The sequence below is a fragment of the Streptomyces sp. NPDC058663 genome, from assembly GCF_042716745.1.
Lineage (GTDB): Bacteria > Actinomycetota > Actinomycetes > Streptomycetales > Streptomycetaceae > Streptomyces.
Genome location: NZ_JBHXRV010000031.1, coordinates 39322 through 61136, shown reverse-complemented (window position 1 = coordinate 61136; position 21815 = coordinate 39322). Strand labels below are relative to the sequence as shown.

General features: G+C 71.4%; 17 protein-coding genes and 1 pseudogene. 15 read left to right on the top strand and 3 right to left on the bottom strand.

All coding sequences use genetic code 11. The features are described 5' to 3' along the window. Positions 1–5: 5 nt before the first annotated feature. Positions 6–1295: a hypothetical protein gene (locus ACFWVV_RS22715; protein WP_384353889.1), complete on the top strand. Its 1290-nt coding sequence runs from the start codon at positions 6–8 to the stop codon at positions 1293–1295. On the opposite strand, the gene ACFWVV_RS22710 is transcribed toward ACFWVV_RS22715, so the two are convergent. After that, positions 1273–2265, bottom strand: a complete 993-nt coding sequence (locus ACFWVV_RS22710) for an ATP-binding protein (RefSeq protein ID WP_384353887.1) — start codon at positions 2263–2265, stop codon at positions 1273–1275. The genes ACFWVV_RS22715 and ACFWVV_RS22710 overlap by 23 nt on opposite strands. A 112-nt stretch (positions 2266–2377) precedes the next feature. On the opposite strand from ACFWVV_RS22710, the gene ACFWVV_RS22705 reads away from it, so the two are divergent. Next, on the top strand, positions 2378–3205 hold the full coding sequence (locus ACFWVV_RS22705) for an oxidoreductase (RefSeq protein ID WP_384353885.1): 828 nt from the start codon (positions 2378–2380) through the stop codon (positions 3203–3205). A 364-nt stretch (positions 3206–3569) separates the two neighbouring features. On the opposite strand, the gene ACFWVV_RS22700 is transcribed toward ACFWVV_RS22705, so the two are convergent. Continuing rightward, a complete protein-coding gene (locus ACFWVV_RS22700) occupies positions 3570–4460 on the bottom strand; it encodes an HAD family hydrolase (protein ID WP_384353883.1) in 891 nt (296 codons plus the stop codon). Positions 4461–4923: 463 nt separating this feature from the next. On the opposite strand from ACFWVV_RS22700, the gene ssd reads away from it, so the two are divergent. From ssd to ACFWVV_RS22665, 7 genes and pseudogenes are all read left to right on the top strand, one after another. Next, positions 4924–6027 carry a septum site-determining protein Ssd gene (gene ssd, locus ACFWVV_RS22695; RefSeq protein ID WP_384353881.1) on the top strand — a complete coding sequence of 368 codons (1104 nt, stop codon included), beginning with the start codon at positions 4924–4926 and terminating at the stop codon, positions 6025–6027. Next, positions 6024–7175 carry a TadA family conjugal transfer-associated ATPase gene (locus ACFWVV_RS22690; protein WP_384353879.1) on the top strand — a complete coding sequence of 384 codons (1152 nt, stop codon included), beginning with the start codon at positions 6024–6026 and terminating at the stop codon, positions 7173–7175. The genes ssd and ACFWVV_RS22690 overlap by 4 nt, the downstream gene beginning before the upstream one ends. 2 nt (positions 7176–7177) lie before the next feature. Beyond that, positions 7178–8035 (top strand): type II secretion system F family protein, encoded by an 858-nt coding sequence (locus ACFWVV_RS22685; protein WP_384353974.1) that lies wholly within the window; start codon positions 7178–7180, stop codon positions 8033–8035. Next, on the top strand, positions 8032–8820 hold the full coding sequence (locus tag ACFWVV_RS22680) for a type II secretion system F family protein (protein ID WP_384353877.1): 789 nt from the start codon (positions 8032–8034) through the stop codon (positions 8818–8820). The genes ACFWVV_RS22685 and ACFWVV_RS22680 overlap by 4 nt, the downstream gene beginning before the upstream one ends. 217 nt (positions 8821–9037) lie before the next feature. Beyond that, the gene (locus tag ACFWVV_RS22675) at positions 9038–9256 is read left to right on the top strand and encodes a DUF4244 domain-containing protein (RefSeq protein WP_384353875.1); all 219 of its coding nucleotides are present in this window, start codon (positions 9038–9040) and stop codon (positions 9254–9256) included. Continuing rightward, on the top strand, positions 9243–9647 hold the full coding sequence (locus tag ACFWVV_RS22670) for a TadE family type IV pilus minor pilin (protein ID WP_384353873.1): 405 nt from the start codon (positions 9243–9245) through the stop codon (positions 9645–9647). Before ACFWVV_RS22675 ends, ACFWVV_RS22670 begins: the two co-directional genes overlap by 14 nt. After that, positions 9644–10003 (top strand): annotated as a pseudogene (locus ACFWVV_RS22665) (Rv3654c family TadE-like protein); the annotation flags it as partial. The gene ACFWVV_RS22670 and the pseudogene ACFWVV_RS22665, both read left to right, overlap by 4 nt. A gap of 54 nt (positions 10004–10057) precedes the next feature. On the opposite strand, the gene ACFWVV_RS22660 reads toward ACFWVV_RS22665, so the two are convergent. Next, positions 10058–12562, bottom strand: coding sequence for a DEAD/DEAH box helicase (locus ACFWVV_RS22660; RefSeq protein WP_384353871.1), 2505 nt, complete (start codon positions 12560–12562; stop codon positions 10058–10060). Between the two features lie 40 nt (positions 12563–12602). On the opposite strand from ACFWVV_RS22660, the gene ACFWVV_RS22655 reads away from it, so the two are divergent. The 6 genes from ACFWVV_RS22655 to topA all read left to right on the top strand — a co-directional run bounded on the left by ACFWVV_RS22655 (position 12603) and on the right by topA (position 21758). Beyond that, a complete protein-coding gene (locus tag ACFWVV_RS22655; protein ID WP_185033884.1) occupies positions 12603–12956 on the top strand; it encodes an STAS domain-containing protein in 354 nt (117 codons plus the stop codon). A 127-nt stretch (positions 12957–13083) separates the two neighbouring features. After that, positions 13084–13530 (top strand): ATP-binding protein, encoded by a 447-nt coding sequence (locus ACFWVV_RS22650; RefSeq protein WP_384353869.1) that lies wholly within the window; start codon positions 13084–13086, stop codon positions 13528–13530. 169 nt (positions 13531–13699) lie between these two features. Beyond that, positions 13700–16147 carry a sodium-translocating pyrophosphatase gene (locus ACFWVV_RS22645; RefSeq protein WP_384353867.1) on the top strand — a complete coding sequence of 816 codons (2448 nt, stop codon included), beginning with the start codon at positions 13700–13702 and terminating at the stop codon, positions 16145–16147. Positions 16148–16371: 224 nt separating this feature from the next. Further along, entirely contained in the window at positions 16372–16893 is a 522-nt protein-coding gene (locus ACFWVV_RS22640; RefSeq protein WP_384353865.1) for a small secreted protein, read from the top strand. Between the two features lie 136 nt (positions 16894–17029). Next, on the top strand, positions 17030–18583 hold the full coding sequence (locus ACFWVV_RS22635) for a methyltransferase (RefSeq protein WP_384353863.1): 1554 nt from the start codon (positions 17030–17032) through the stop codon (positions 18581–18583). A gap of 328 nt (positions 18584–18911) precedes the next feature. Continuing rightward, positions 18912–21758, top strand: a complete 2847-nt coding sequence (gene topA / locus ACFWVV_RS22630; RefSeq protein ID WP_384353861.1) for a type I DNA topoisomerase — start codon at positions 18912–18914, stop codon at positions 21756–21758. Positions 21759–21815 lie beyond the last annotated feature (57 nt).

Here is a 21815-nt window from a genome sequence, read left to right as displayed (position 1 = left end):
GGCGGATGATGGCCGCCACGAAGAGAGTCACCTTCGGCGTCACCGCCGCCGTGCTGTCCCTGGCCCTCGCAGGCTGCTCCGGCTCCGCGGAACCGGAGGCAGGCGGCCCGGTGGGAGCCCCCGGCGCCAAGAAGAACGCGCCTGTCGCTGCCCCCGGAAGCCCGGTCCGGCTGATCGGCGACGGCTCGACCGCGTACACCGGCGCACAGCCCCTGCAGCCCGTACCGCGCAAGCTGGGGCCCGGTGAGAAGCCGCCGCAGTTCGTGGTCTTCTCCTGGGACGGCGCCGGCGAGGACAGCCAGCGGCTCTTCTCGCACTTCCGTGAGGTGGGCCGGAAGTACCACGCGACGATGACGTACTTCCTCAGCGGCGTGTACCTGCTGCCCGAGCACAAGAAGAGCCTCTACTACCCGCCGCAGCACTCGGTCGGCCGCTCCGACATCGGGTTCAACGACGTCAAGGGAATCCGCGACACCGTCGAGCAGATCCGCGGCGCCTGGCTCGAGGGCAACGAGATCGGCACCCACTTCAACGGCCACTTCTGCGGCAAGGACGGCGGCGTCGGCACCTGGTCGAAGGAGGAGTGGAAGAGCGAGATCCTCCAGGCCAAGTCCTTCGTCAAGAACTGGAAGAGCAACGCGGCCCTCAAGGACCTCAAGCCGCTGCCCTTCGACTACGAGAAGGAGCTCGTCGGCGCCCGCACCCCCTGTCTGGAGGGGCGCAAGAACTTCATGCGTGCGGCCTCGGAGATGGGGTTCCGCTACGACACCAGCGGCGTCAACGACCAGATCTGGCCCGAGAAGCAGGGCAAACTCTGGGACCTGTCCATGCAGTTGGTACCGGTCCCGGGGCGCGCCTTCCAGACCCTGTCCATGGACTACAACTTCTACATGAACCAGTCCGGGGCGAGGCGGGGCGAGGAGTCCCAGCACGAGTACTGGGGCAACCAGATGCGCGACGGCCTGGTGCAGGCCTTCGAGCGCTCGTACAAGGGCAACCGCGCCCCGCTGATCATCGGCAACCACTTCGAGTCCTGGAACGGCGGCACCTACATGCGCGCCATCGAGGACACCATCAAGACCGTCTGCACCCAGCGCGACGTGAAGTGCGTGTCGTTCCGCCAGCTCGCGGACTGGCTGGACGTGCAGGACCCGCAGGTCCTGGCGAAGCTCCGCACCCTGAAGGTCGGCCAGGCACCGAAGACGGACTGGGCGACCTTCCTCGACCCCCGCGCCGCCGCCGTCACGCACGCACCGGGTGCTGCCGACCCGGTCAGGCCGGCTGAGCGGCACTGACCGCCCGCTGCTCGCCGAGCACGAAGGCCGGGTCGACCTGGGCAGCCAGGTCGGCGCCGGTCTTCGCGTTCCCCCAGCTCTCCGCGTTCTTCAGGTGGAAGTGCACCATCTGGCGGGTGTAGCGCTCCCAGTCGCGGTGCGCGTAGCTGTCCTCGGCGGCGTCCTGAAGGACTTGGAGGGCCTGCCGGTTGTCCGCCTCCAGGAGCTCGAACCGGGCCGGCCGGCCCTTCTCCATGGCGCGCACCCAGTCCGAGTGGCCCATCGTGACCAGCAGGTCGTCGCCGACCTCCGCGCGCAGGAAGTCCAGGTCGTCCTGGCCCTGCACCTTGTTCCCGACGACCTTGAGCGCGATGCCGTAGTCCCGGGCGTACTCCTTGTACTGGCGGTAGACCGACACCCCCTTCCGGGTCGGCTCGGCCACCAGGAACGTCATGTCGAAGCGGGTGAACATGCCCGATGCGAAGGAGTCAGAACCCGCCGTCATGTCGACGACGACGAACTCGTCCGGGCCGTCGACCAGGTGGTTCAGGCACATCTCAACCGCGCCGACCTTCGAGTGGTAGCAGGCGACCCCGAGGTCGGACTCGGTGAAGGGGCCCGTCGCCATCAGCCGGATCTCGCCGTCGTCGAGCGTGACGGGGCGCGCGCAGGCGTCGTAGACCGGGTTGTCCTCCTCGACCCGCAGCAGGCGCGAGCCCTCGCCGGGCGGGGTCGTCTTGATCATCGTGTCGGCCGAGGCGATGCGCGGGTTGGCGCCGCGGAGATAGTCCTTGATGAGCGGGAGGTGGGCCCCCATCGCCGGCATCGCGGCCGACTCCTCCTCGCTCAGTCCGAGGGCGGCGCCAAGGTGCTGGTTGATGTCGGCGTCCACGGCGACGACCGGGGCCTCGTTGGCGGTGAGGTGGCGGATGAACAGCGAGGACAGCGTGGTCTTGCCACTGCCGCCCTTCCCGACGAAAGCGATCTTCATGTTCACCAAGGGTAATCGCATGAATGCGATGGGTGTGCACGGTGAGTGAAGAAGACCACTCCAAGGAGGGGCGGGAAGGGGCGCGGCGGATCGGTGCGTACGCTCCCTACTTATGAGTACGAACGCTGATCCGCTCGCGGCGCTGGGTGCGCTGGCCGGCGTGCCCGAGGCCGTGGACTCCGTACGCAAGGCCGTGGACCGGGTTTACGGGCACCGCGTCATGCGGCGTCGCAGCAACGAGATCACCGCGGAGGCCGCACTGCGCGGCGCACGCGGTTCGGCGGCGCTCTCGGGTGCCGACTGGGCGCTGGAGGAGGTGCGGCGGCGCACCGACTTCCGGGGGGACGACGAGTCGAGGGTGGTCGGCGGCGCCCTGCGCCTGACGGCCGAGGCCGGCCAGCTCCTGTCCATCTGGCGGCAGTCGCCGCTGCGCGTGCTGGCGCGGCTGCATCTGGTGGCGGCCGGCGGCGCGGAGATCGCCGACGAACTGGTGGGCCGGCCGCGGCTGGCGGGCGAGCCGGTGATGGAGCCGCTGATCGGGCTGCCGCTGCCGGGCGCGGACGAGGTGGCGGGCCGGCTCGAGGGGCTTTCGCAGCTGATCATCGCGGGGGGTGCGGCGGCTCCGGCGCTGGTCACGGCCGCGGTGGTGCACGGGGAACTGCTGGCCCTGCGGCCGTTCGGCTCGCACAACGGTCTGGTGGCGCGTACCGCCGAGCGCATCGTGCTGATCAACAGCGGCCTCGACCCGAAGTCGGTCTGTCCGCCCGAGGTCGGCCACGCGGAACTGGGGCGGGCGGCCTATGTCGGAGCTCTGGAGGGGTACGTGTCGGGCACGCCGGAGGGTGTGGCGGCGTGGATCGCGCACTGCGGGCGGGCTGCGGAGCTGGGGGCCAGGGAGTCGACCGCGGTCTGCGAGGCGCTTCAGCGCGGGGCGGCCTGAGGGCCCCGGACCCGCCGCCGAGCTCGGGCAGCAGCCCGGCACGAGACGGCAAGGCCCGCCCCAGGCGGGCACAAAGATGCGGCGGTACCTGAATCGGTACCGCCGCTGGCATGTCCGCCGGGTTACCAAGCGTCCTCGAATATTTGCCCATCAGGTCGGGATCTTCGCCCGTGCCCTGGTGCGGCTGGCCCGTAATCGACGGGTCGACGTCGCGTGGGTGCTCGACTTCCATGCGCGGTCCGTGGGGCCGTACTGCGTAGAAGGTGATCCTCTCGGATGTCCCTGGTCTCGCGGGCCGTTGACTCCTTTGTACTCCCGTTGCCGGGGAAGCGAAACCCCTGGCGATGCTTCTTTACTTTTGTTCTCAAATACGGGCAAAGGGTTCCGCGGTGGTCGCGGTGGCGGTGACCCTGACCGGCAGGCCGCGGCGGCGGCTCGCGTACCAGACGAGCCCTGCCGTGGCGGCGGCCGCGCCCACGGCTGCCGCCGCCATCAAGGCGGGGCGGGGCGGCATGGAGAGGGAGGGCAGTCGCTGTTTCAGTCTCACCGGACGGTTGAAGACGAGAATCGGCCACTGTCGTGCGGCCGCTTCGCGGCGCAGCGCACGGTCCGGATTGACCGCGTGCGGGTGCCCGACCGACTCCAGCATCGGTACGTCGGTGGCTGAATCGCTGTACGCGAAGCAGCGCGCCAGGTCGTACCCCTCGGAGGCGGCGAGCTCCTTGACCGCCTCGGCCTTGGTGGGGCCGTACGCGTAGTACTCCACTTCGCCGGTGAAGCAGCCGTCGTCACCGACGACCATCCGGGTCGCCACGACCCGGTCCGCTCCCAGCAGCTCGCCGATCGGCTCGACCACTTCGGCGCCGGAGGTCGAAACGATCACGACGTCACGGCCGGCCGCGTGGTGCTCCTCGATGAGGGAGGCCGCCTCGTCGTAAATGATGGGGTCGATCAGGTCGTGCAGGGTTTCCGCGACGATCTCCCGCACCTGCTGGACGTTCCAGCCCTTGCAGAGCGCGGAGAGGTATTTGCGCATGCCCTCCATCTGATCGTGGTCCGCGCCGCCCGCCAGAAAGACGAACTGGGCGTAGGCCGTTCGCAGAACGGCCCGGCGGTTGATCAGCCCGCCTTGGTAGAAGGACTTGCTGAAGGTCAGCGTGCTCGACTTCGCAATGATGGTCTTGTCCAGATCGAAGAAGGCAGCGGTGCGAGGCAACGAGTGGTTTTCCACGAGGCGAGCATAGGCGCCCGCCATTCGGCGTACGCTGGGGCGTGCGGGTTTGCCTGAGAAGGCTCTCGGGTACACCATGGAAGTCACGGATCGTTCGCGACCGTGCTACCCCGGTTCGGCTCCTCCCCCCCCGAGTCGGACCGTGGCAGACGACCCCCGCTCTCCCCCCCGGCGGGGGTCGTCGCATGTCCGGATGCTTTTTCGGGCTCCGGAACGACCCCTCGTACGTACGCATCGCATGGCCCTCCCCCTGGTGACCGGCATTCGGTGACGCCCTCCTGCGACCTGAACTCGTCACTCTGTGTAGTTGTTCCGCTCCCCTTGGAAGTCACTGGTAAGGGTGAGCGGAATATTCACAAGCGCCGACTTGTCCACAGTTTTTGAGCAAGATCCACATTGTTTTCCGGATCGCTGCACGGTGATTCCAGTCCGCGAACTCCGCGGATGTCCAAATCACTTGAGATCGCAGTGAGAGGGGGCGGGGATCGTGGCTGGACCGATCACACCCGACCGGTTGTCGGTTGCCGAAGGGCGGCGGGGCGGACCGCTGATCGTCACCGAAGACATGGAACTGCTCGACGATCTGCTGAGGCTGTGCGCCGCGGCGGGGGTGGAGCCGGAAGTGCAGCACGGAGTTCCGGAGCGGCGCGGGAGCTGGGAAGCGGCACCGCTGGTGCTCGTGGGGGACGACGCCGCGGTCCGGATGCGCGGGGCCGTGCGCCGCCGGGGCGTCATGCTCGTCGGCCACGACCAGGACGACCCGTCGGTCTGGCAGCGGGCCGTCGAGATCGGCGCGGACCACGTGCTGCGGCTGCCGGACGCGGAGAGCTGGCTGGTGAACCAGATCGCCGACGCGACCGAGGGCGTCGGACGCCAGGCGCTCACCGTCGGGGTGATGGGCGGACGCGGCGGAGCGGGAGCTTCCACCTTGGCCTGCGCGCTGGCCGTGACGGCGGCGCGAGCGGGCAGGCGGACGATGCTTGTCGACGCCGACCCGCTCGGCGGCGGGCTCGACGTCCTGCTCGGCGGGGAGGCAGCGGAAGGGATGCGATGGCCGGAATTCGCCTCTTCGCGGGGGCGGGTGGCCAGCGCCGCGCTGGAGGAATCGCTGCCCCGGCTGCACAACCTGAGGGTGCTGAGCTGGGACCGCAGCGACGCGGTGGTGATCCCGCCGGAGGCGATGCGGGCCGTGCTTGCCGCGGCCCGCAGGGCGGGCGGAGTAGTGGTCGTGGACCTGCCGCGGCGGGTGGACGAGAGCGTGGCGGAGGCGCTCGCCCAGCTCGACGTGGGGCTCCTGGTGGTGCCCGGGGAGCTGCGTGCGGTGGCCGCCGCGCAGCGGGTCGCCTCCGCGGCGAGCATGGTCCTGGCTGACCTGCGGACGGTCGTACGGGGGCCGTACGCGACGGGGCTCGACGAGGAGTGGGTGGCCAGGACCCTGAACCTGCCGCTGGTGGGTGAACTGCCGCCCGAACCGGGGCTCTCGCAGGCGCTCTCGGACGGGGAGCCGCCAGGTGGGAGCGCGCGGGGGCCACTGGCCCGGTTCTGCACGGCCTTCTGGGAGCGGGCACTGGTCGGGGGTGCGGCCCGGTGAGCGCGGCCGTACTTCTCGACGCCGTGCGGCAGCGGCTCGCGGAGAGCGGGGCGGAGCCGACCCCGGCCAGGGTGGCTGCCGCCCTGCGGGCTCAGGGGCGACTCCTCGGGGACGCGGAAGTACTGGGCGCCGCAGCGGAGTTGAGGTCCGAACTGGTCGGCACCGGGCCGCTGGAGCCGCTGCTCGCCGACCCGTCGGTGAGCGACGTGCTGGTGTCCGCGCCCGACCGGGTGTGGGTCGACCGGGGCGCGGGCCTGGAGCTCGCCGGGGTGTCCTTCCCGGACGCGGCGGCGGTGCGCAGACTGGCGCAGCGGCTCGCGGCGGTCGCGGGACGGCGGCTGGACGACGCCCGGCCGTGGGTGGACGCCCGGCTGCCGGACGGGACCCGGATGCACGCGGTGCTGCCGCCGGTGGCCGTCGGGTCGACCTGTCTGTCGCTGCGGGTGGTGCGGCCGAAGGCGTTCCGGCCGGAGGAGCTGGTGGCGGCGGGGACGGTGCCGCCGGGCGGGGACGGCCTGCTCCGGGCGCTGGTCGAGGCCCGGCTGTCGTACCTGATCAGCGGAGGTACGGGGGCGGGCAAGACCACTCTGCTCTCGGCACTGCTGGGGCTGGTCGGGGAGCACGAACGGATCGTGCTGGCCGAGGACTCCGCCGAGCTGCGGCCCGAGCATCCGCATGTGGTGCGGCTGGAGTCCAGGCCGCCGAACCAGGAGGGCGCCGGGCGGGTCACCTTGCGGGACCTGGTGCGGCAGGCACTGCGGATGCGGCCCGACCGGCTGGTGGTCGGGGAGGTGCGCGGGGCCGAGGTGACCGAGTTGCTGGCGGCTCTCAACACGGGCCACGAGGGCGGCTGCGGAACGGTGCACGCCAACGCCGCGGCGCATGTGCCGGCCCGGCTGGAGGCGCTGGGGACGGCCGCCGGGCTCGACAGGGCGGCGCTGCACAGCCAGTTGGGGGCCGCGCTGTCGGTGCTGCTGCATCTCGTACGGGACCGGGACGGGCGGCGCCGGCTCGCCGAGGTGCACGTACTGGAGCGGGACCCGGCGGGGCTGGTGGTGACGGTGCCCGCGCTGCGGTGGGGCACCGGCGGATTCGTAAGGGAACGGGGCTGGCCGCGGTTGCGGGAGCTGATCGGGGGTGCGTGGTGAGGGTGCTGGGAGCCGCGGGGTACGCGGCGATGCTGTGCGCGGGGCTGGCGGCCTATCTGCTGGTCGGGTGGGAGCACCAGGCGCGGCGGGCCAGGCTGGTGGTGGCCGGCGGGCCGGTGGAGGGGCGGGGGGTGCCCCCATGGGTGGTGCTGTGGCGGCTGGCGCGGGAGCGGGTGCGGCCCCAGTGGCTGTGCCTGCCCGTGGCCGGAGCTGTCGCCGCGCTCGGGGAGTCGGTGATTCCGCTGGTCCTCGGGGCGGTGGCGGTGCCTCTGGTGGGACGGCAGCTGCGGGCACGGGAGGCGGCGCGGGCGCGTGGGCTGCGGGCCGACCGGGTGATCGCGTTGTGCGGGGCGGTGAGCGGGGAACTGAGAGCTGGCAGCCAGCCGGGGCAGGCCCTGTGCACGGCGGCCGCGGACACCGGGGGGCTGGGGGCCGCGGAGGCGGAGGTGCTGGCGGCCGCCCGGTTCGGGGGTGATGTGCCGGTGGTCCTGCACCGGGCGGCGGGTGAGCCGGGGGCGGAGGGGCTGGTCGGGATCGCGGTCTGCTGGCAGGTGTCGGTGGGCAGCGGGGCCGGACTCGCGGCGGGGCTCGACCGGCTGGAGGCCGCGTTGCGGGACGAGCGGGACCGCCGGGAGCAGTTGCGGGCCAGGCTCTCCGGGGCCTGGTCGACGGTGGGGCTGCTCGCGCTGCTGCCCGTGGTGGGGGTGGTGATCGGGAGCGCGATGGGCGCCGACCCGCTCGCGGTGCTGCTGCACACGCCGCTCGGGCTCGGATGCCTGGTGGTGGGCGGGCTGCTGGAGGCCGGGGGCCTGCTGTGGGCCCGGCGGATCGTACGGAGCGGAGAGGGGGCGGGCGGGTGAACGGGGAGGTTGTCCACAGGCTGGGGGTAGTGGTGTCGGCCGGTGCGGCCGTGGGGTGCCTGGGCCTGGCGGTAGTGGGCCGACGGCGGGAGCGCGAGGCGAAACGACGGCTCGCGGCACTGCTGGCGGTCGAGGCGGCGATGTACGGGCAGCGCCGGACGAGGCTCGGCGGCGCCACGGCCTGGGCGCGGGACTGGGCCGCCCCCGCGGCGGCGGTGGTGGCCGGATGGGTGGTCGTGGGCGGTGTCTGGGGGTGCCTGCTCGGAGCGGCTGCGGCGGCGGGCGTACGGCGTTGGCAGCGGAGGCGGCAGCCCCGGGGCGAGGTGGCGGCGGAGGAGGCCGCCGCGGGGCGGCAACTTCCCCTGGCGGCGGACTTGCTGGCGGCCTGTGTGGCGTCGGGGGCCGGGCCCCGGGAGGCGGCCGAAGCCGTGGGGGCGTCGCTCGGCGGGCCGGTCGGCGAGCGGTTGTCGCGGGTGGCGGCCGAGCTGCGCCTCGGGGGTGAACCGGCGGAGGCATGGGGGCGGTTGGGCGCCCTGCCAGGGGCTGCGGGGCTCGCCAGGTGCCTGGAGCGGGCCGGAAGCAGCGGAGCCCCGGCGGCGGGCCCGGTGGCCCGGGTGGCAGACCGGCTCAGGGCTGAACGCGCGCGCACCGCCGAGGCCGGGGCGAACAGGGCTGCCGTACTGATCGTCGTACCGCTCTCGCTGTGCTTCCTGCCGGCGTTCCTGGTGATGGGGGTCGCGCCGGTGGTGATCGGGCTGGCTGACGGGCTGCTGGCGGGCGGGTGAGGCGGCGGGGCGCGGGCGGGGACGCGGTGCGGATGGAGGTGCGGGCAGCCACGCGGTGCCGAAGGAGACGCGGGCGGGACGCGGTGCGGATGGAGGTGCGGGCGGTGACGAGGGCCACACGTTGACGAGACGCGGGCGGGGAGGAGGGGTTGCTCGGGCGGAGCTCGGGTGGGTTGCGCAGGACCGGCGAACTGGTGCAGGAAACGAGGAGGTTGGCATGGGGAAGCGGATGCGGGGCTGGGCGGTACGGGGTGTGCGGCGGGTGTCGGTGCTGGGGCGCCGGGCCGGGGATGCGGGGATGACGACGTCCGAGTACGCGGTCGGCACGATCGCGGCGTGCGCCTTCGCTGCGGTGCTCTACAAGGTCGTCAACAGCGGTGCGGTGTCGTCCGCGTTGCAGGCGGCGGTGGGGAGGGCGCTCGATGTGCAGTTCTGATCGGGAGGAGGTGCGCGACCGGGCGGGGGGAGGCGCAGGGGGTGCCGGTGACCGGGGGTTTGTGACGGCCGAGGCGGCGTTGGTGCTGCCGGTGCTGGTGATGCTCGGGATGTCCCTGGTGTTGGCGCTGATGGCGGCCGCCGCGCAGATCCAGTGTGTGGACGCGGCGAGGGCCGGCGCGCGGGCTGCGGCCCGGCAGGAACCGCGGCCCGCGACCGAGGAAGCGGTCCGGCAGGCGGCGCCGCACGGGGCGAGTGTGGGCCTCCGGCGGGAGGGAGACCTGGTGCGGGTGCTGGTGACGGCTCCCGCGCCGGGGCCCGGCGGGCTGGGCCTGACGCTGCGGGCCGAGGCGGTGGCGTTGGCGGAGGAGACGGTGGGGGCGAGCCCGTGAGGGGGAGGGGCGGACTGCGGGCGCGGGGGAAGGGCCGGCAGGCGGCGAGGGGGCGTGATCGGGGGTCGGCCACGGTGTGGGCGCTCGGGGTGATCGCGGTGCTGGGGGTGGTGTTCGCGGGGGTGCTCGCGATGGGGCAGGCGGTGGTGGCGCGGCACCGGGCGGGCGGCGGTGCGGACCTGGCGGCGCTGGCGGCGGCCGGCGAGTGGATGCGCGGAGAGGGAGCGGCCTGCCGGAAGGCGGAGGAGGTGGCCCGGGCGCAGGAGGTGCGGGTGGTGGGGTGTGCGGTGCGGGGGGAGGTGGCGGACGTCTCGGTGGGGGCGGCGGTGGGACCTTACGAGGTGGTGGTGAGGGCTCGGGCGGGGCCGGGAGGGGGAGCCGGGGGGACTGCGGGAGGCGAGGCGGGCGGGCTACGGGGCGGTGGAGGGCGGGGCGGCGTTGAGGAGGACGGTGAGCAGGCGGAGAGCGCCTCGTTTGTGGAGGGGGTCGTTGCCGTTGCCGCACTTGGGGGACTGGATGCAGGACGGGCAGCCGGCTTCGCACTCGCAGGACGCGATGGCTTCACGGGTGGCGGTGAGCCAGGCCCTGGCCGTCTGGAAACCGCGCTCGGCGAAGCCCGCGCCGCCCGGGTGGCCGTCGTAGACGAACACCGTGGGCAGCAGCGTGTCGGGGTGCAGCGGGATGGAGACGCCGCCAATGTCCCAGCGGTCGCAGGTGGCGAAGAGCGGGAGGAGGCCGATGGCGGCGTGTTCGGCGGCGTGCAGGGCGCCGGGGAGGATCTCGGGCGTCAGGCGGGCCGTGTCGAGGTCGTCCTCGGTGAGGGTCCACCAGACGGCGCGGGTGCGCAGGGTGCGGGGCGGGAGGTCGAGCTTCGTCTCGCCGAGGACCTCGCCGGTGATGAGCTTGCGGCGGAGGAAGGAGACGACCTGGTTGGTGACCTCGACGGAGCCGTAGTGGAGGCGGGCCGTGCCCCACGGGACGGATTCGTCCGTGCCCAGGATGGAGATGGCGGTGGTGTCGCGGGCGGTCGTGGAGTAGGGCGGGCTCGCCTCCTCGACCAGGGCCGCGGAGTCGTCCAGGTCCAGTCGGCGCACCAGGTAGGTGCGCCCCTGGTGGAGGTGGACGGCGCCCTCGTGGACGGCGGTGTGGGCGGCCTCGGCGTCGACGGTGCCCAGGAGGCGGCCGGTGGACTCCTCGACGATCTGGACGGGGCTGCCGCCCCCGCCCCGGATGTCGGCCAGGTCGGCCGCCCGGTCGCGCCGGGTCCAGTACCAGGACGTGCCGCGGCGGCGCAGCAGGCCGGCCGCTTCCAGGGACGGCAACAGGGGCTCGGCGGCCGTCCCGAAGAGGGACAGGTCCGAGGAGGTGAGCGGGGACTCGGCGGCGGCCGCGCACAGGTGGGGTGCGAGGACGTACGGGTTGTCGGGGTCCAGGACGGTGGATTCGACGGGCTGGTCGAAGAGGGCCTCGGGGTGGTGGGCGAGATAGGTGTCGAGCGGGTCGTCGCGGGCGATGAGGATCGCGAGGGCGCCACCCCCGGAGCGGCCCGCCCGGCCTGCCTGCTGCCAGAGGGAAGCGCGGGTCCCGGGATAGCCGGCGATGAGGACGGCGTCGAGTCCGGAGACGTCGATGCCGAGCTCGAGGGCGGTGGTGGCCGCCAGGCCGAGGAGCTCGCCGGAGTGCAGGGCCGTTTCGAGGGCCCGGCGTTCCTCGGGGAGATACCCGCCCCGGTAGGCGGCTACCCGGCGGGGGAGGGTGCGGTCGACCTCCGCGAGGCGCTCCTTGGTGATCAGGGAGATCAGCTCGGCGCCCCGGCGGGAGCGTACGAAGGCGACTGTGCGGGTGTTGTGCAGGATCAGGTCGGTGAGGAGGTCGGCGGTCTCCGCGGTGGCGGTACGCCGCACCGGGGCGTTGTTCTCGCCGTGGAACTCGGTGAGCGGGGGCTCCCAGAGGGCGAAGACGAGTTCGCCGCGCGGGGAGGCGTCGTCGGCGACCTCCTGGACCGGGAGGCCGGTCAGGCGGCCCGCTGCGAGTGCCGGGTCGGCGGCGGTGGCCGAGGCGAGCAGGAAGACGGGTTCGGCCCCGTAGCGGGCGCACAGCCGCCGCAGCCGCCGTACGACCTGGGCGACGTGCGAGCCGAAGACGCCCCGGTAGGTGTGGCACTCGTCGATGACCACGTACCGCAGGGCCTTGAGGAAGGAGGACCAGCGGGGGTGCGAGGGCAGGATCCCGCGGTGCAGCATGTCGGGGTTGGTCAGGACCAGATTGGCGTACTGGCGGACCCACTCCCGCTCCTCCACCGGGGTGTCGCCGTCGTAGACCGCGGGGCGGATCGCGTTGCCGAGGGGGGCCGCGAGGGATTTCACCGCGCGGCGCTGGTCGGCGGCGAGGGCCTTGGTGGGGGCCAGGTAGAGGGCGGTGGCGCCCCGGCCGTTGGGGGCCTCGGAGCCGTCCAGCAGGGCCGTGAGGACCGGGGCCAGGTAGGCGAGCGATTTGCCCGAGGCCGTTCCTGTGGCGATCACCACTGATTCGCCGTCCAGGGCGTGCTCCGCGGCCTGTGCCTGGTGGGTCCAGGGGTGCTCGATCCCGCACTTCTGGATCGCCGCGATCACTTCGCCGCGGATGCGGTCGGGCCACACTGCATGGGTGCCCTCCCGCGGGGGCAAGTGCTCCGTATGAGTGACGCGAGCGGCCCGGCTCCCCCCTGCGGTGAGACGGGCGAGGACCTCGCCGGGAGACGGGGCTTCGGCCCTGCTCCGGGGAGGTCGTACGGGACGGGGATTCGTGGCCATCACTGCCGAGTGTGTCACCGGCGTGACGGACAATGGGCCCAAGGCGTCGTGCTCGCCTGCTGGTAAGTGATTGAATGCGTTTCGCGGCTGGCGTTCCGTCCTCTGGCTCCGCCGGGGAGACATCAGGGGGACGGCCGCTCGATAGCAAGGTGCTGGAGGATCCGTGGACCTGTCCCTGTCGACTCGCAATGTGACCGGACCCGCAGGCGACCGTACGGTCGTCGAGGTCGGTGGCGAGATTGATGTATATACCGCGCCCAAGCTGCGCGAGCAGTTGGTCGAGTTGGTGAACGACGGCAGCTACCACCTGGTCGTCGACATGGAGGGCGTGGACTTCCTCGACTCCACCGGGCTCGGCGTGCTCGTGGGCGGACTGAAGCGTGTGCGTGCCCATGAGGGTTCGCTGCGCCTGGTCTGCAACCAGGAGCGCATTCTGAAGATCTTCCGGATTACCGGACTGACCAAGGTGTTCCCGATTCACACCACGGTCGACGAAGCCGTCGCGGCCACCGACTGACCGGCTGACGGCTTCCGGTCCCCGGAAGCGAGCAGGACCCAAAGCAGAACAAGCAGTACGACGTGGGGTGCCGGGCCACCGGTCCGGCCCCTGCGGACGCACGCCCGAACGTCCGAGGGGGAGCGCAATGGCCACCGTGGAACTCCGTTTCAGCGCCCAGCCCGAGCACGTCAGGACGGCCCGCCTCGTGGCGGCCGCCGTGGCGCGCCGGGCCGGGGTCGACGAGGCGGTGCTGGACGAGGTCCGGCTCGCGGTGGGCGAGGCGTGCTCCCGGGCCGTCGGCCTGCACCGAACGCACCACATCACGGCGCCGGTCCGGGTCGCGCTGACCGAGGAGGAGAAGTCCTTCTCCATCGAGGTCGGCGACGAGCTTGCCGGACCGGAAGGCCCGGAGCCGGGGACGCGAGTGGCGTCCGGGGCGCCGGGATCGGTGGATCTCGACTCCGACGGCGAGGACGACATGGGTCTCGCCGTGATCAGTGGCCTCGTCGACGACCTCCAGGTCATCGACGGGGAAAACGGCGGAGTCATCCGGATGTGCTGGCCCACCGCTTCCGCGGTGGTAATGCCCTGAAGGAATTTCCCCGATTGGTTTTCGAAAGGCCCTGCTGAGCAGGGCCTTTCGTTTGTTCTCGGTCATTTTCCGCAGGTGTTCCGGTGATCCAGTAAACGGCACTCTGTTGAGATCAGCTTCCGCTACCTACAATCCGTCCACATCTTGAGCTCTGCATCAAGGAGGACGAATGGCGGGACTTCTCAACTCCCCACAGTCCGAACACCTCTCGTATCTCGCGGTCTCCCTCACGGACGACAACCGGCTTATCGTGATCGTCATCGCGGCCGTCGCGATCGCCGCCCTGATCGTCGCTCAGCTGCTGGTACGTCAGGTCCTGGCGGCCGACGAGGGCACCGACTCCATGAAGGAGATCGCCACCGCCATCCAGGAGGGCGCGAATGCCTATCTCACCCGGCAGTTGCGCACTCTCGGGATCTTCGCGGTGGTCGTGGTATTCCTGCTGTTGCTGCTTCCGGCGGACAACGCCTCGCAACGGATAGGGCGTTCGCTGTTCTTCCTCGTCGGCGCACTGTTCTCGGCGGCCACCGGATACATCGGTATGCGTCTTGCCGTACGAAGCAATGTACGCGTTGCGGCGGCTGCGCGGGAAGCGACCCCTGGGGCGGGGGAGACGGAAAAGGATCTGACACAAAAGGATCTGCCGCAAAAGGATCTGACGACCGTCTCACACAAAGCAATGAAGATCGCATTTCGCACGGGCGGTGTCGTCGGCATGATCACGGTGGGTCTCGGCCTGCTGGGCGCGGCGGTCGTCGTCCTCGTGTACGCCGAACACGCGCCGAAGGTGCTGGAGGGCTTCGGCCTCGGCGCGGCCCTCATCGCGATGTTCATGAGGGTCGGCGGCGGCATCTTCACCAAGGCCGCCGACGTCGGCGCCGACCTGGTCGGCAAGGTCGAACAGGGCATTCCGGAGGACGATCCGCGCAATGCCGCGACCATCGCCGACAATGTGGGCGACAACGTCGGCGACTGCGCGGGCATGGCGGCCGACCTCTTCGAGTCGTACGCCGTGACCCTGGTCGCCGCGCTGATCCTCGGCATGGCCGCCTTCGGCGACGCCGGACTCGCCTTCCCGCTGATCGTCCCCGCGATCGGGGTGATCACCGCCATGATCGGGATCTTCGCCGTCGCACCCCGGCGCAGCGACCGCAGCGGCATGACGGCGATCAACCGAGGCTTCTTCCTCTCCGCCGTGATCTCGCTGGTGCTGGTGGCCGTGGCCGTCTTCGTCCATCTGCCGTCCTCGTACGCCGGCCTGACGGGCGTCGCGGACAAGTCGGTGCTCGCCCACGGCGGCGACCCGCGCATGCTGGCGCTGGTCGCAGTCGCCATCGGCATCGTGCTGGCCGCCCTCATCCAGCAGCTGACCGGCTATTTCACCGAAACCACCCGGCGGCCCGTCCGCGACATCGGGAAGTCGTCGCTGACCGGCCCCGCGACCGTCGTCCTGGCCGGCATCTCCATCGGCCTGGAGTCCGCCGTCTACACCGCGCTGCTCATCGGGCTCGGTGTGTACGGAGCCTTCCTGCTCGGCGGTACGTCGATCATCCTCGCGCTCTTCGCGGTGGCCCTGGCCGGGACCGGGCTGCTCACCACGGTGGGCGTCATCGTCGCCATGGACACCTTCGGCCCGGTCTCCGACAACGCGCAGGGCATCGCCGAGATGTCCGGCGACGTCACAGGGGCGGGTGCCCAGGTGCTGACGGACCTGGACGCCGTGGGCAACACGACGAAGGCCATCACCAAGGGCATCGCCATCGCCACTGCCGTACTGGCGGCCGCCGCGCTCTTCGGGTCGTACCGCGACGCGATCCTCAAGGCGGCCGAGGAGGCGGGCATTGTGCGGACCAGCGGGGAAGGGGCGCCGGTCAACCTGGTGATGGACATCTCACAGCCCAACAACCTGGTCGGGCTGATGCTGGGCGCCGCGGTCGTCTTCCTCTTCTCCGGGCTGGCGATCAACGCGGTGTCCCGGTCCGCGGGAGCCGTGGTCCACGAGGTGCGCCGGCAGTTCCGCGAGCACCCCGGGATCATGGACTACACGGAGAAACCCGAGTACGGACGGGTCGTCGACATCTGCACGAAGGACGCGCTGAGGGAACTGGCGACGCCCGGTCTGCTGGCCGTCATGGCCCCCATCGCCGTCGGCTTCACCTTCGGTGTGGGCGCCCTCGGCGCCTACCTCGCGGGCGCGATCGGGGCCGGCACGCTGATGGCTGTCTTCCTCGCCAACTCGGGCGGCGCCTGGGACAACGCCAAGAAACTCGTCGAGGACGGGCACCACGGAGGCAAGGGCAGCGACGCGCATGCCGCCACCGTGATCGGGGACACCGTCGGTGACCCCTTCAAGGACACGGCGGGCCCCGCGATCAACCCGCTGCTGAAGGTGATGAACCTGGTGGCGCTGCTGATCGCCCCCGCCATCGTGCAGTTCAGCTTCGGCGTGGACGCGAATCCGTGGGTGCGGGCCGTGGTTGCCGTGATCGCCTTCGGGGTCATCGTCGGCGCGGTGTACGTGTCCAAGCGGCGCGGCATCGTGATGGGTGACGAAGGCAACTCGGGAGGTGTACCGGAGCAGTCCAAACCACCCATGGCGACGAAGGCGGCGCCGTAGCGGATGCCGTGGCCGAGTGGGTGACAACAGGTCAGGAGCCGGGCGGCCGATGCGCGTTGATGCGTCGGCCGCCCGTGTGCGGGGGTGTGCGGACGGGAGCCGTGAGCTGTCTCTCTCTTGGTGCAAATGGCTTCAATGCCGGGTAAACCGGATGGCCGACACGCGGGGGCGGGCTACTTGGCGTGTATGTTCCGGGGCCGAGAACCTTGGAAGGGACCAATCCGGTGAACAAGAAGCTTGCGGCCGCACTGTCCGGCGGTGCGGTACTCGTGATGACCACCACTCTGACCGGCTGCGGGGACAGCCCCGAGGAGAAGGCCAAGAAGGAGGCGGAGGCGTGGTTCGGCTCCTACTGCCCCAAGGAGAAGGCCTCCCTCGAAAAGGGGAAGAAGGCGGACCGCACGATGGCCGCCGTGACGGCCGACGGCAAGCCCGATGACATCAAGAAGGCCGACTCCGAGTCCCTCCAGCAGATGGTGGACGCGGACAAGGAGCTGATCACGGTGCTGCGGCAGGCAGGCGCACCGCCGATCAAGGGCGGCGAGGACCGGCACAAGAAGATGATCCAGGACCTGGAGAAGCGGAGTGCGTCCTTCGCCGAGCTGAAGAAGCAGGCCGACGCGCTGGACACGAAGAACCAGGGCGAGTTCGCCAAGGGACTCGACAAGCTGGGCAAGGACATGGGCAAGGTCGCGGGCCAGCCGATCCTCTGTGCGGCGAACGAGAAGTACGGCAAGGCGCAGTAGCGGCGCGGCAGCAAGGGGCGGGGAAGCCCGAATGGCGTCGGCAGCGAAGGCCGGAAAGCTCGAACGGGGTCGGCACAACGGGCGCCCCGGGCTGTCCGGTACGGCGATTGTCAGTGCCGGCGGTGACAATGGCCGAGTGAGTCAGACCAGTCTTTCCGCGCCCCTGCCCGAGTCCCTGCCCACCCCGCAGAACGCGGCCCGCCTGCGGGACGCCCTGCTCGCCGCCGCCTTCACCGCCGACGGACTGCTCGATCTGCTCGGCGCGCCCGCCTACAGCGCGCTGGCCCGCGGCGAGACCGTGCCCGCGTTGCGGGCGACCCGGGGCGACGGCCCCCTCGCCACCCTGGTGCGGCTCTTCCTGCTCCAGGAATCCGTGCCCGCGGCCCGCGCCGCCGAGGCACTCCCGGTGGAACTGTGCCTGGCCGACGGCTGGCTGGCTGCCGACGAGGACTCCGGCGCGGTGCGCGCACGGGTCGACGTGCGGCCCTACGGCGGGGACGAGAGCCAGGACTGGTTCATCGTGTCCGACCTCGGACGAGCGGTCGGCGGAGCGGGCGGGGCGGGCACCCGCGAGGAGGGCGTCGTGCTCGGCGTCGGCGGCGCCTCCACCACGCTCGCCGGAATCACCGTACGTACGCCCGTCGGCTCGGCCCTCGACCTCGGCACCGGATCCGGCATCCAGGCGCTGCACGCCGCGCAGCACGCCGTGCGGGTCACCGCCACCGACCTGAACCCGCGTGCCCTGGCCTTCACCCGCCTCACCCTCGCGCTGTCGGGGGCCGCGGCGGCCGAGTTGCTGGAGGGCTCGCTGTTCGAGCCGGTCGGCGACGCCACGTACGACCTGATCGTCTCCAACCCGCCCTTCGTCATCTCGCCCGGCGCCCGGCTCACCTACCGGGACGGCGGCATGGGCGGCGACGACCTGTGCCGCACGCTCGTCTCCGGAGCAGGGGAGCGGCTGAACGAGGGCGGGTACGCCCAGTTCCTGGCCAACTGGCAGCACGTGGACGGCGAGGACTGGAAGGACCGGCTCCGCTCGTGGGTGCCGGGGGACTGCGACGCCTGGATCGTGCAGCGCGAGGTGCAGGACATCACGCAGTACGCCGAACTGTGGCTGCGCGACGGCGGCGACCACCGCACCGATCCGGCCGAGTACGCGGCGCGGTACGAGGCGTGGCTCGAGGAGTTCGAGGAGCGGAAGACCACCGGGGTCGGCTTCGGCTGGATCACGCTCCGCAAGCGAGCGGCGGGCGCGCCGGGCTCCCCCTCGGTCACCGTCGAGGAGTGGCCGCACCCCGTCGAGCAGCCGCTCGGGCCGGTGATCCGGGCCCACTTCGAGCGCCAGGACTACCTGCGCGCGCACGACGACGCGGGGCTGCTCGCCGACCGGTTCGTCCTGGCCGAAGAAGTGGTGCAGGAGCAGATCGGGGTGCCGGGTGACGAGGACCCGGAGTACGTGGTGCTGCGCCAGAACCGGGGCATGCGGCGGGCGACCAGGGCGGACACGGTCGGCGCGGGCTTCGCGGGAGTCTGCGACGGGACGCTGAGCGCCGGACAGATCCTGGACGCCATCGCCCAGCTGATGGACGAGGACCCGGTCCTGCTGCGGGACCGGACGCCGGAGGCCATCCGGTCGCTGGTGGAGCAGGGGTTCCTGCTGCCGCTGGACGACAGGGGGGCGACGGAGTAGCGGGCCGGGACCGGCGTTGTCCGCAGGGGTCGGCGGCGGGCGGGGCGGACCCGGCGGGAGGGCGGTCGGCGGCCCGGCCCGGTAGTGGTCCGGCGGGCCGCGGGGGCCGGACCCGTATGGGGTGGTGTGGCGGTCCGGGCGGCAGGAATGGCGATTGTCGGGTTACCGTCTCTCGAGTGGCCGTTGCGGGCTTTCGGGCTTTTGCCGTTTGACACGGGGGCGGGTTGTACCGTCACACTCCGCAGCGTTGCGCGTCGGCACCTCCCGTGCCCGGCGTCCACTGACCACCGCTTGTGACCACGAGCGTCGACCGGAGAGAAGAGCCAAGTTGTCCCCGACCAGCGAGACCGCAGAGGGCGGCCGCCGACTCGTTATCGTCGAGTCTCCTGCCAAGGCGAAGACGATCAAGGGCTACCTGGGCCCCGGGTACGTAGTCGAGGCGAGCGTCGGGCACATCCGCGACCTCCCCAACGGCGCCGCCGAGGTGCCCGACAAGTACACGGGCGAGGTGCGCCGCCTCGGGGTCGACGTCGAGAACGACTTCCAGCCCATCTACGTCGTGAACTCCGACAAGAAGGCACAGGTCAAGAAGCTCAAGGAGCTGCTGGCCGAGTCGGACGAACTCTTCCTCGCCACCGATGAGGACCGCGAGGGCGAAGCCATCGCGTGGCACCTGCAAGAGGTCCTGAAGCCCAAGGTCCCCGTCCACCGGATGGTCTTCCACGAGATCACCAAGGACGCGATCCGCGAGGCGGTGTCGAACCCGCGCGAGCTGAACAAGCCGATGGTCGACGCCCAGGAGACCCGCCGCATCCTCGACCGGCTGTACGGCTACGAGGTCTCGCCGGTGCTGTGGAAGAAGGTCATGCCGCGCCTGTCGGCCGGCCGTGTCCAGTCCGTCGCCACCCGGATGGTCGTCGCCCGGGAACGCGAGCGCATCGCTTTTCGTTCTGCCGAGTACTGGGACCTCACCGGTACGTTCTCCACCGGACGCACCGGCGACGCCTCCGACCCGTCCTCCCTGGTCGCCCGCCTGACGACGGTCGACGGCAGGCGCATCGCCCAGGGCCGCGACTTCAACGCGGCCGGACAGCTGAAGAGTGACGTACAGCACCTGGACGAGGCGAACGCCCGGGTCCTGGCCGCCGCGCTCGCCGACTCCTCCTTCGCCGTGCGCTCGGTCGAGTCCAAGCCCTACCGCCGCTCGCCCTACGCACCGTTCCGTACGACGACCCTCCAGCAGGAGGCGTCCCGCAAGCTCGGCTTCGGTGCGAAGTCGACCATGCAGGTGGCCCAGAAGCTGTACGAGAACGGCTTCATCACCTATATGCGTACGGACTCCACCACGCTCTCCGACACCGCGGTGCAGGCCGCGCGTGCCCAGGTGACGCAGCTGTACGGGGCCCAGTACCTGCCGGACAAGGCACGGACGTACGCCGGAAAGGTCAAGAACGCGCAGGAGGCGCACGAGGCGATCCGCCCCTCGGGCGACCGCTTCCGCACTCCGGCCGAGACCGGTCTGAGCGGCGACCAGTTCCGGCTCTACGAGCTGATCTGGAAGCGGACCGTCGCCTCCCAGATGAAGGACGCGGTCGGTAACTCCGTCACCGTGAAGATCGCCGGCACGGCCTCCGACGGCCGGGTCGCCGAGTTCTCCGCCTCCGGCAAGACGATCACCTTCCACGGCTTCATGAAGGCGTACGTCGAGGGCGCCGACGACCCGAACGCGGAGCTGGACGACCGCGAGCGGCGCCTCCCGCAGGTCGCGGAGGGCGACGCGCTGGGCGCCGAGGAGATCACCGTCGACGGCCACGCCACCAAGCCGCCGGCCCGCTACACGGAAGCCTCGCTGGTCAAGGAGCTGGAGGAGCGCGAGATCGGGCGTCCTTCGACGTACGCCTCGATCATCGGCACGATCCTGGACCGCGGGTACGTCTTCAAGAAGGGCACGGCGTTGGTGCCGTCCTTCCTGAGCTTCGCCGTGGTCAACCTGCTGGAGAAGCACTTCGGGCGGCTCGTCGACTACGACTTCACCGCGAAGATGGAGGACGACCTCGACCGCATCGCGCGGGGCGAGGCGCAGTCCGTGCCGTGGCTGCGGCGGTTCTACTTCGGCGAGGGCGAGGCGGCCGGGCTTGCGTCCGAGGCGGGCAACGGCGACGGCGACCACCTGGGCGGGCTCAAGGAGCTCGTCACGGACCTCGGCGCGATCGACGCCCGGGAGATCTCGTCGTTCCCGGTCGGGGACGGGATCGTGCTGCGGGTCGGCCGTTACGGGCCGTACATCGAGCGGGGCGAGAAGGACGCGGAGAACCACCAGCGCGCCGACGTCCCCGACGACATGGCGCCCGACGAGCTGACGGTGGAGTACGCGGAGGAGCTGCTCGCCAAGCCGAGCGGTGACTTCGAGCTGGGTGCGGACCCGGAGACGGGCCGCCAGATCGTCGCGAAGGACGGACGTTACGGCCCGTACGTGACGGAGATCCTGCCCGAGGGGACGCCGAAGACCGGCAAGAACGCGATCAAGCCGCGCACCGCCTCCCTGTTCAAGTCGATGGCGCTGGACACGGTGACCCTGGCCGACGCCCTGAAGCTGATGTCGCTGCCGCGGGTGGTCGGTGTCGACGCCGAGGGCGTCGAGATCACCGCGCAGAACGGGCGCTACGGGCCGTACCTGAAGAAGGGGACGGACTCGCGGTCGCTGGAGACCGAGGACCAGCTCTTCTCCATCACGGTGGAGGAAGCCCTCGCGATCTACGCCCAGCCCAAGCAGCGTGGCCGCGCCGCGGCCAAGCCGCCGCTGAAGGAACTGGGCACCGACCCGGTGAGCGAGCGTCCCGTGGTGGTGAAGGACGGGCGCTTCGGCCCGTACGTCACCGACGGCGAGACCAACGCCACCCTGCGGTCCGGCGACAGCGTGGAGGAGATCACTCCCGAGCGCGGGTACGAGCTGCTGGCGGAGAAGCGGGCCAAGGGGCCGGCGAAGAAGACCGCCAAGAAGGCGGTCAAGAAGGCGCCGGCGAAGAAGACGGCCGCGAAGAAGACGACGGCTTCGGCGGCCAAGAAGACCGCGGCCAAGAAGACGACGGCCTCGGCGGCGAAGAAGACGACAGCTACGGCGAAGAAGGCACCGGCGAAGAAGACGGCGGCCTCGGCGGAGGCGGCGGCCGAATAACGGCTGCCGGTCCTCGTCACGGCTGCCGGTCCTCGCCGGCCGGGGCGAGAGCGTTCC

Coding starts and splice junctions, on each gene's coding strand:
- ACFWVV_RS22715 (WP_384353889.1), top strand. CDS start 6: ATGATGGCCGCCACGAAGAGAGTCACCTTCGGCGTCACCGCCGCCGTG.
- ACFWVV_RS22710 (WP_384353887.1), bottom strand. CDS start 2,265: ATGAAGATCGCTTTCGTCGGGAAGGGCGGCAGTGGCAAGACCACGCTG.
- ACFWVV_RS22705 (WP_384353885.1), top strand. CDS start 2,378: ATGAGTACGAACGCTGATCCGCTCGCGGCGCTGGGTGCGCTGGCCGGC.
- ACFWVV_RS22700 (WP_384353883.1), bottom strand. CDS start 4,460: ATGGCGGGCGCCTATGCTCGCCTCGTGGAAAACCACTCGTTGCCTCGC.
- ACFWVV_RS22675 (WP_384353875.1), top strand. CDS start 9,038: ATGGGGAAGCGGATGCGGGGCTGGGCGGTACGGGGTGTGCGGCGGGTG.
- ACFWVV_RS22670 (WP_384353873.1), top strand. CDS start 9,243: ATGTGCAGTTCTGATCGGGAGGAGGTGCGCGACCGGGCGGGGGGAGGC.
- ACFWVV_RS22660 (WP_384353871.1), bottom strand. CDS start 12,562: ATGTCTCCCCGGCGGAGCCAGAGGACGGAACGCCAGCCGCGAAACGCA.
- ACFWVV_RS22650 (WP_384353869.1), top strand. CDS start 13,084: ATGGCCACCGTGGAACTCCGTTTCAGCGCCCAGCCCGAGCACGTCAGG.
- ACFWVV_RS22645 (WP_384353867.1), top strand. CDS start 13,700: ATGGCGGGACTTCTCAACTCCCCACAGTCCGAACACCTCTCGTATCTC.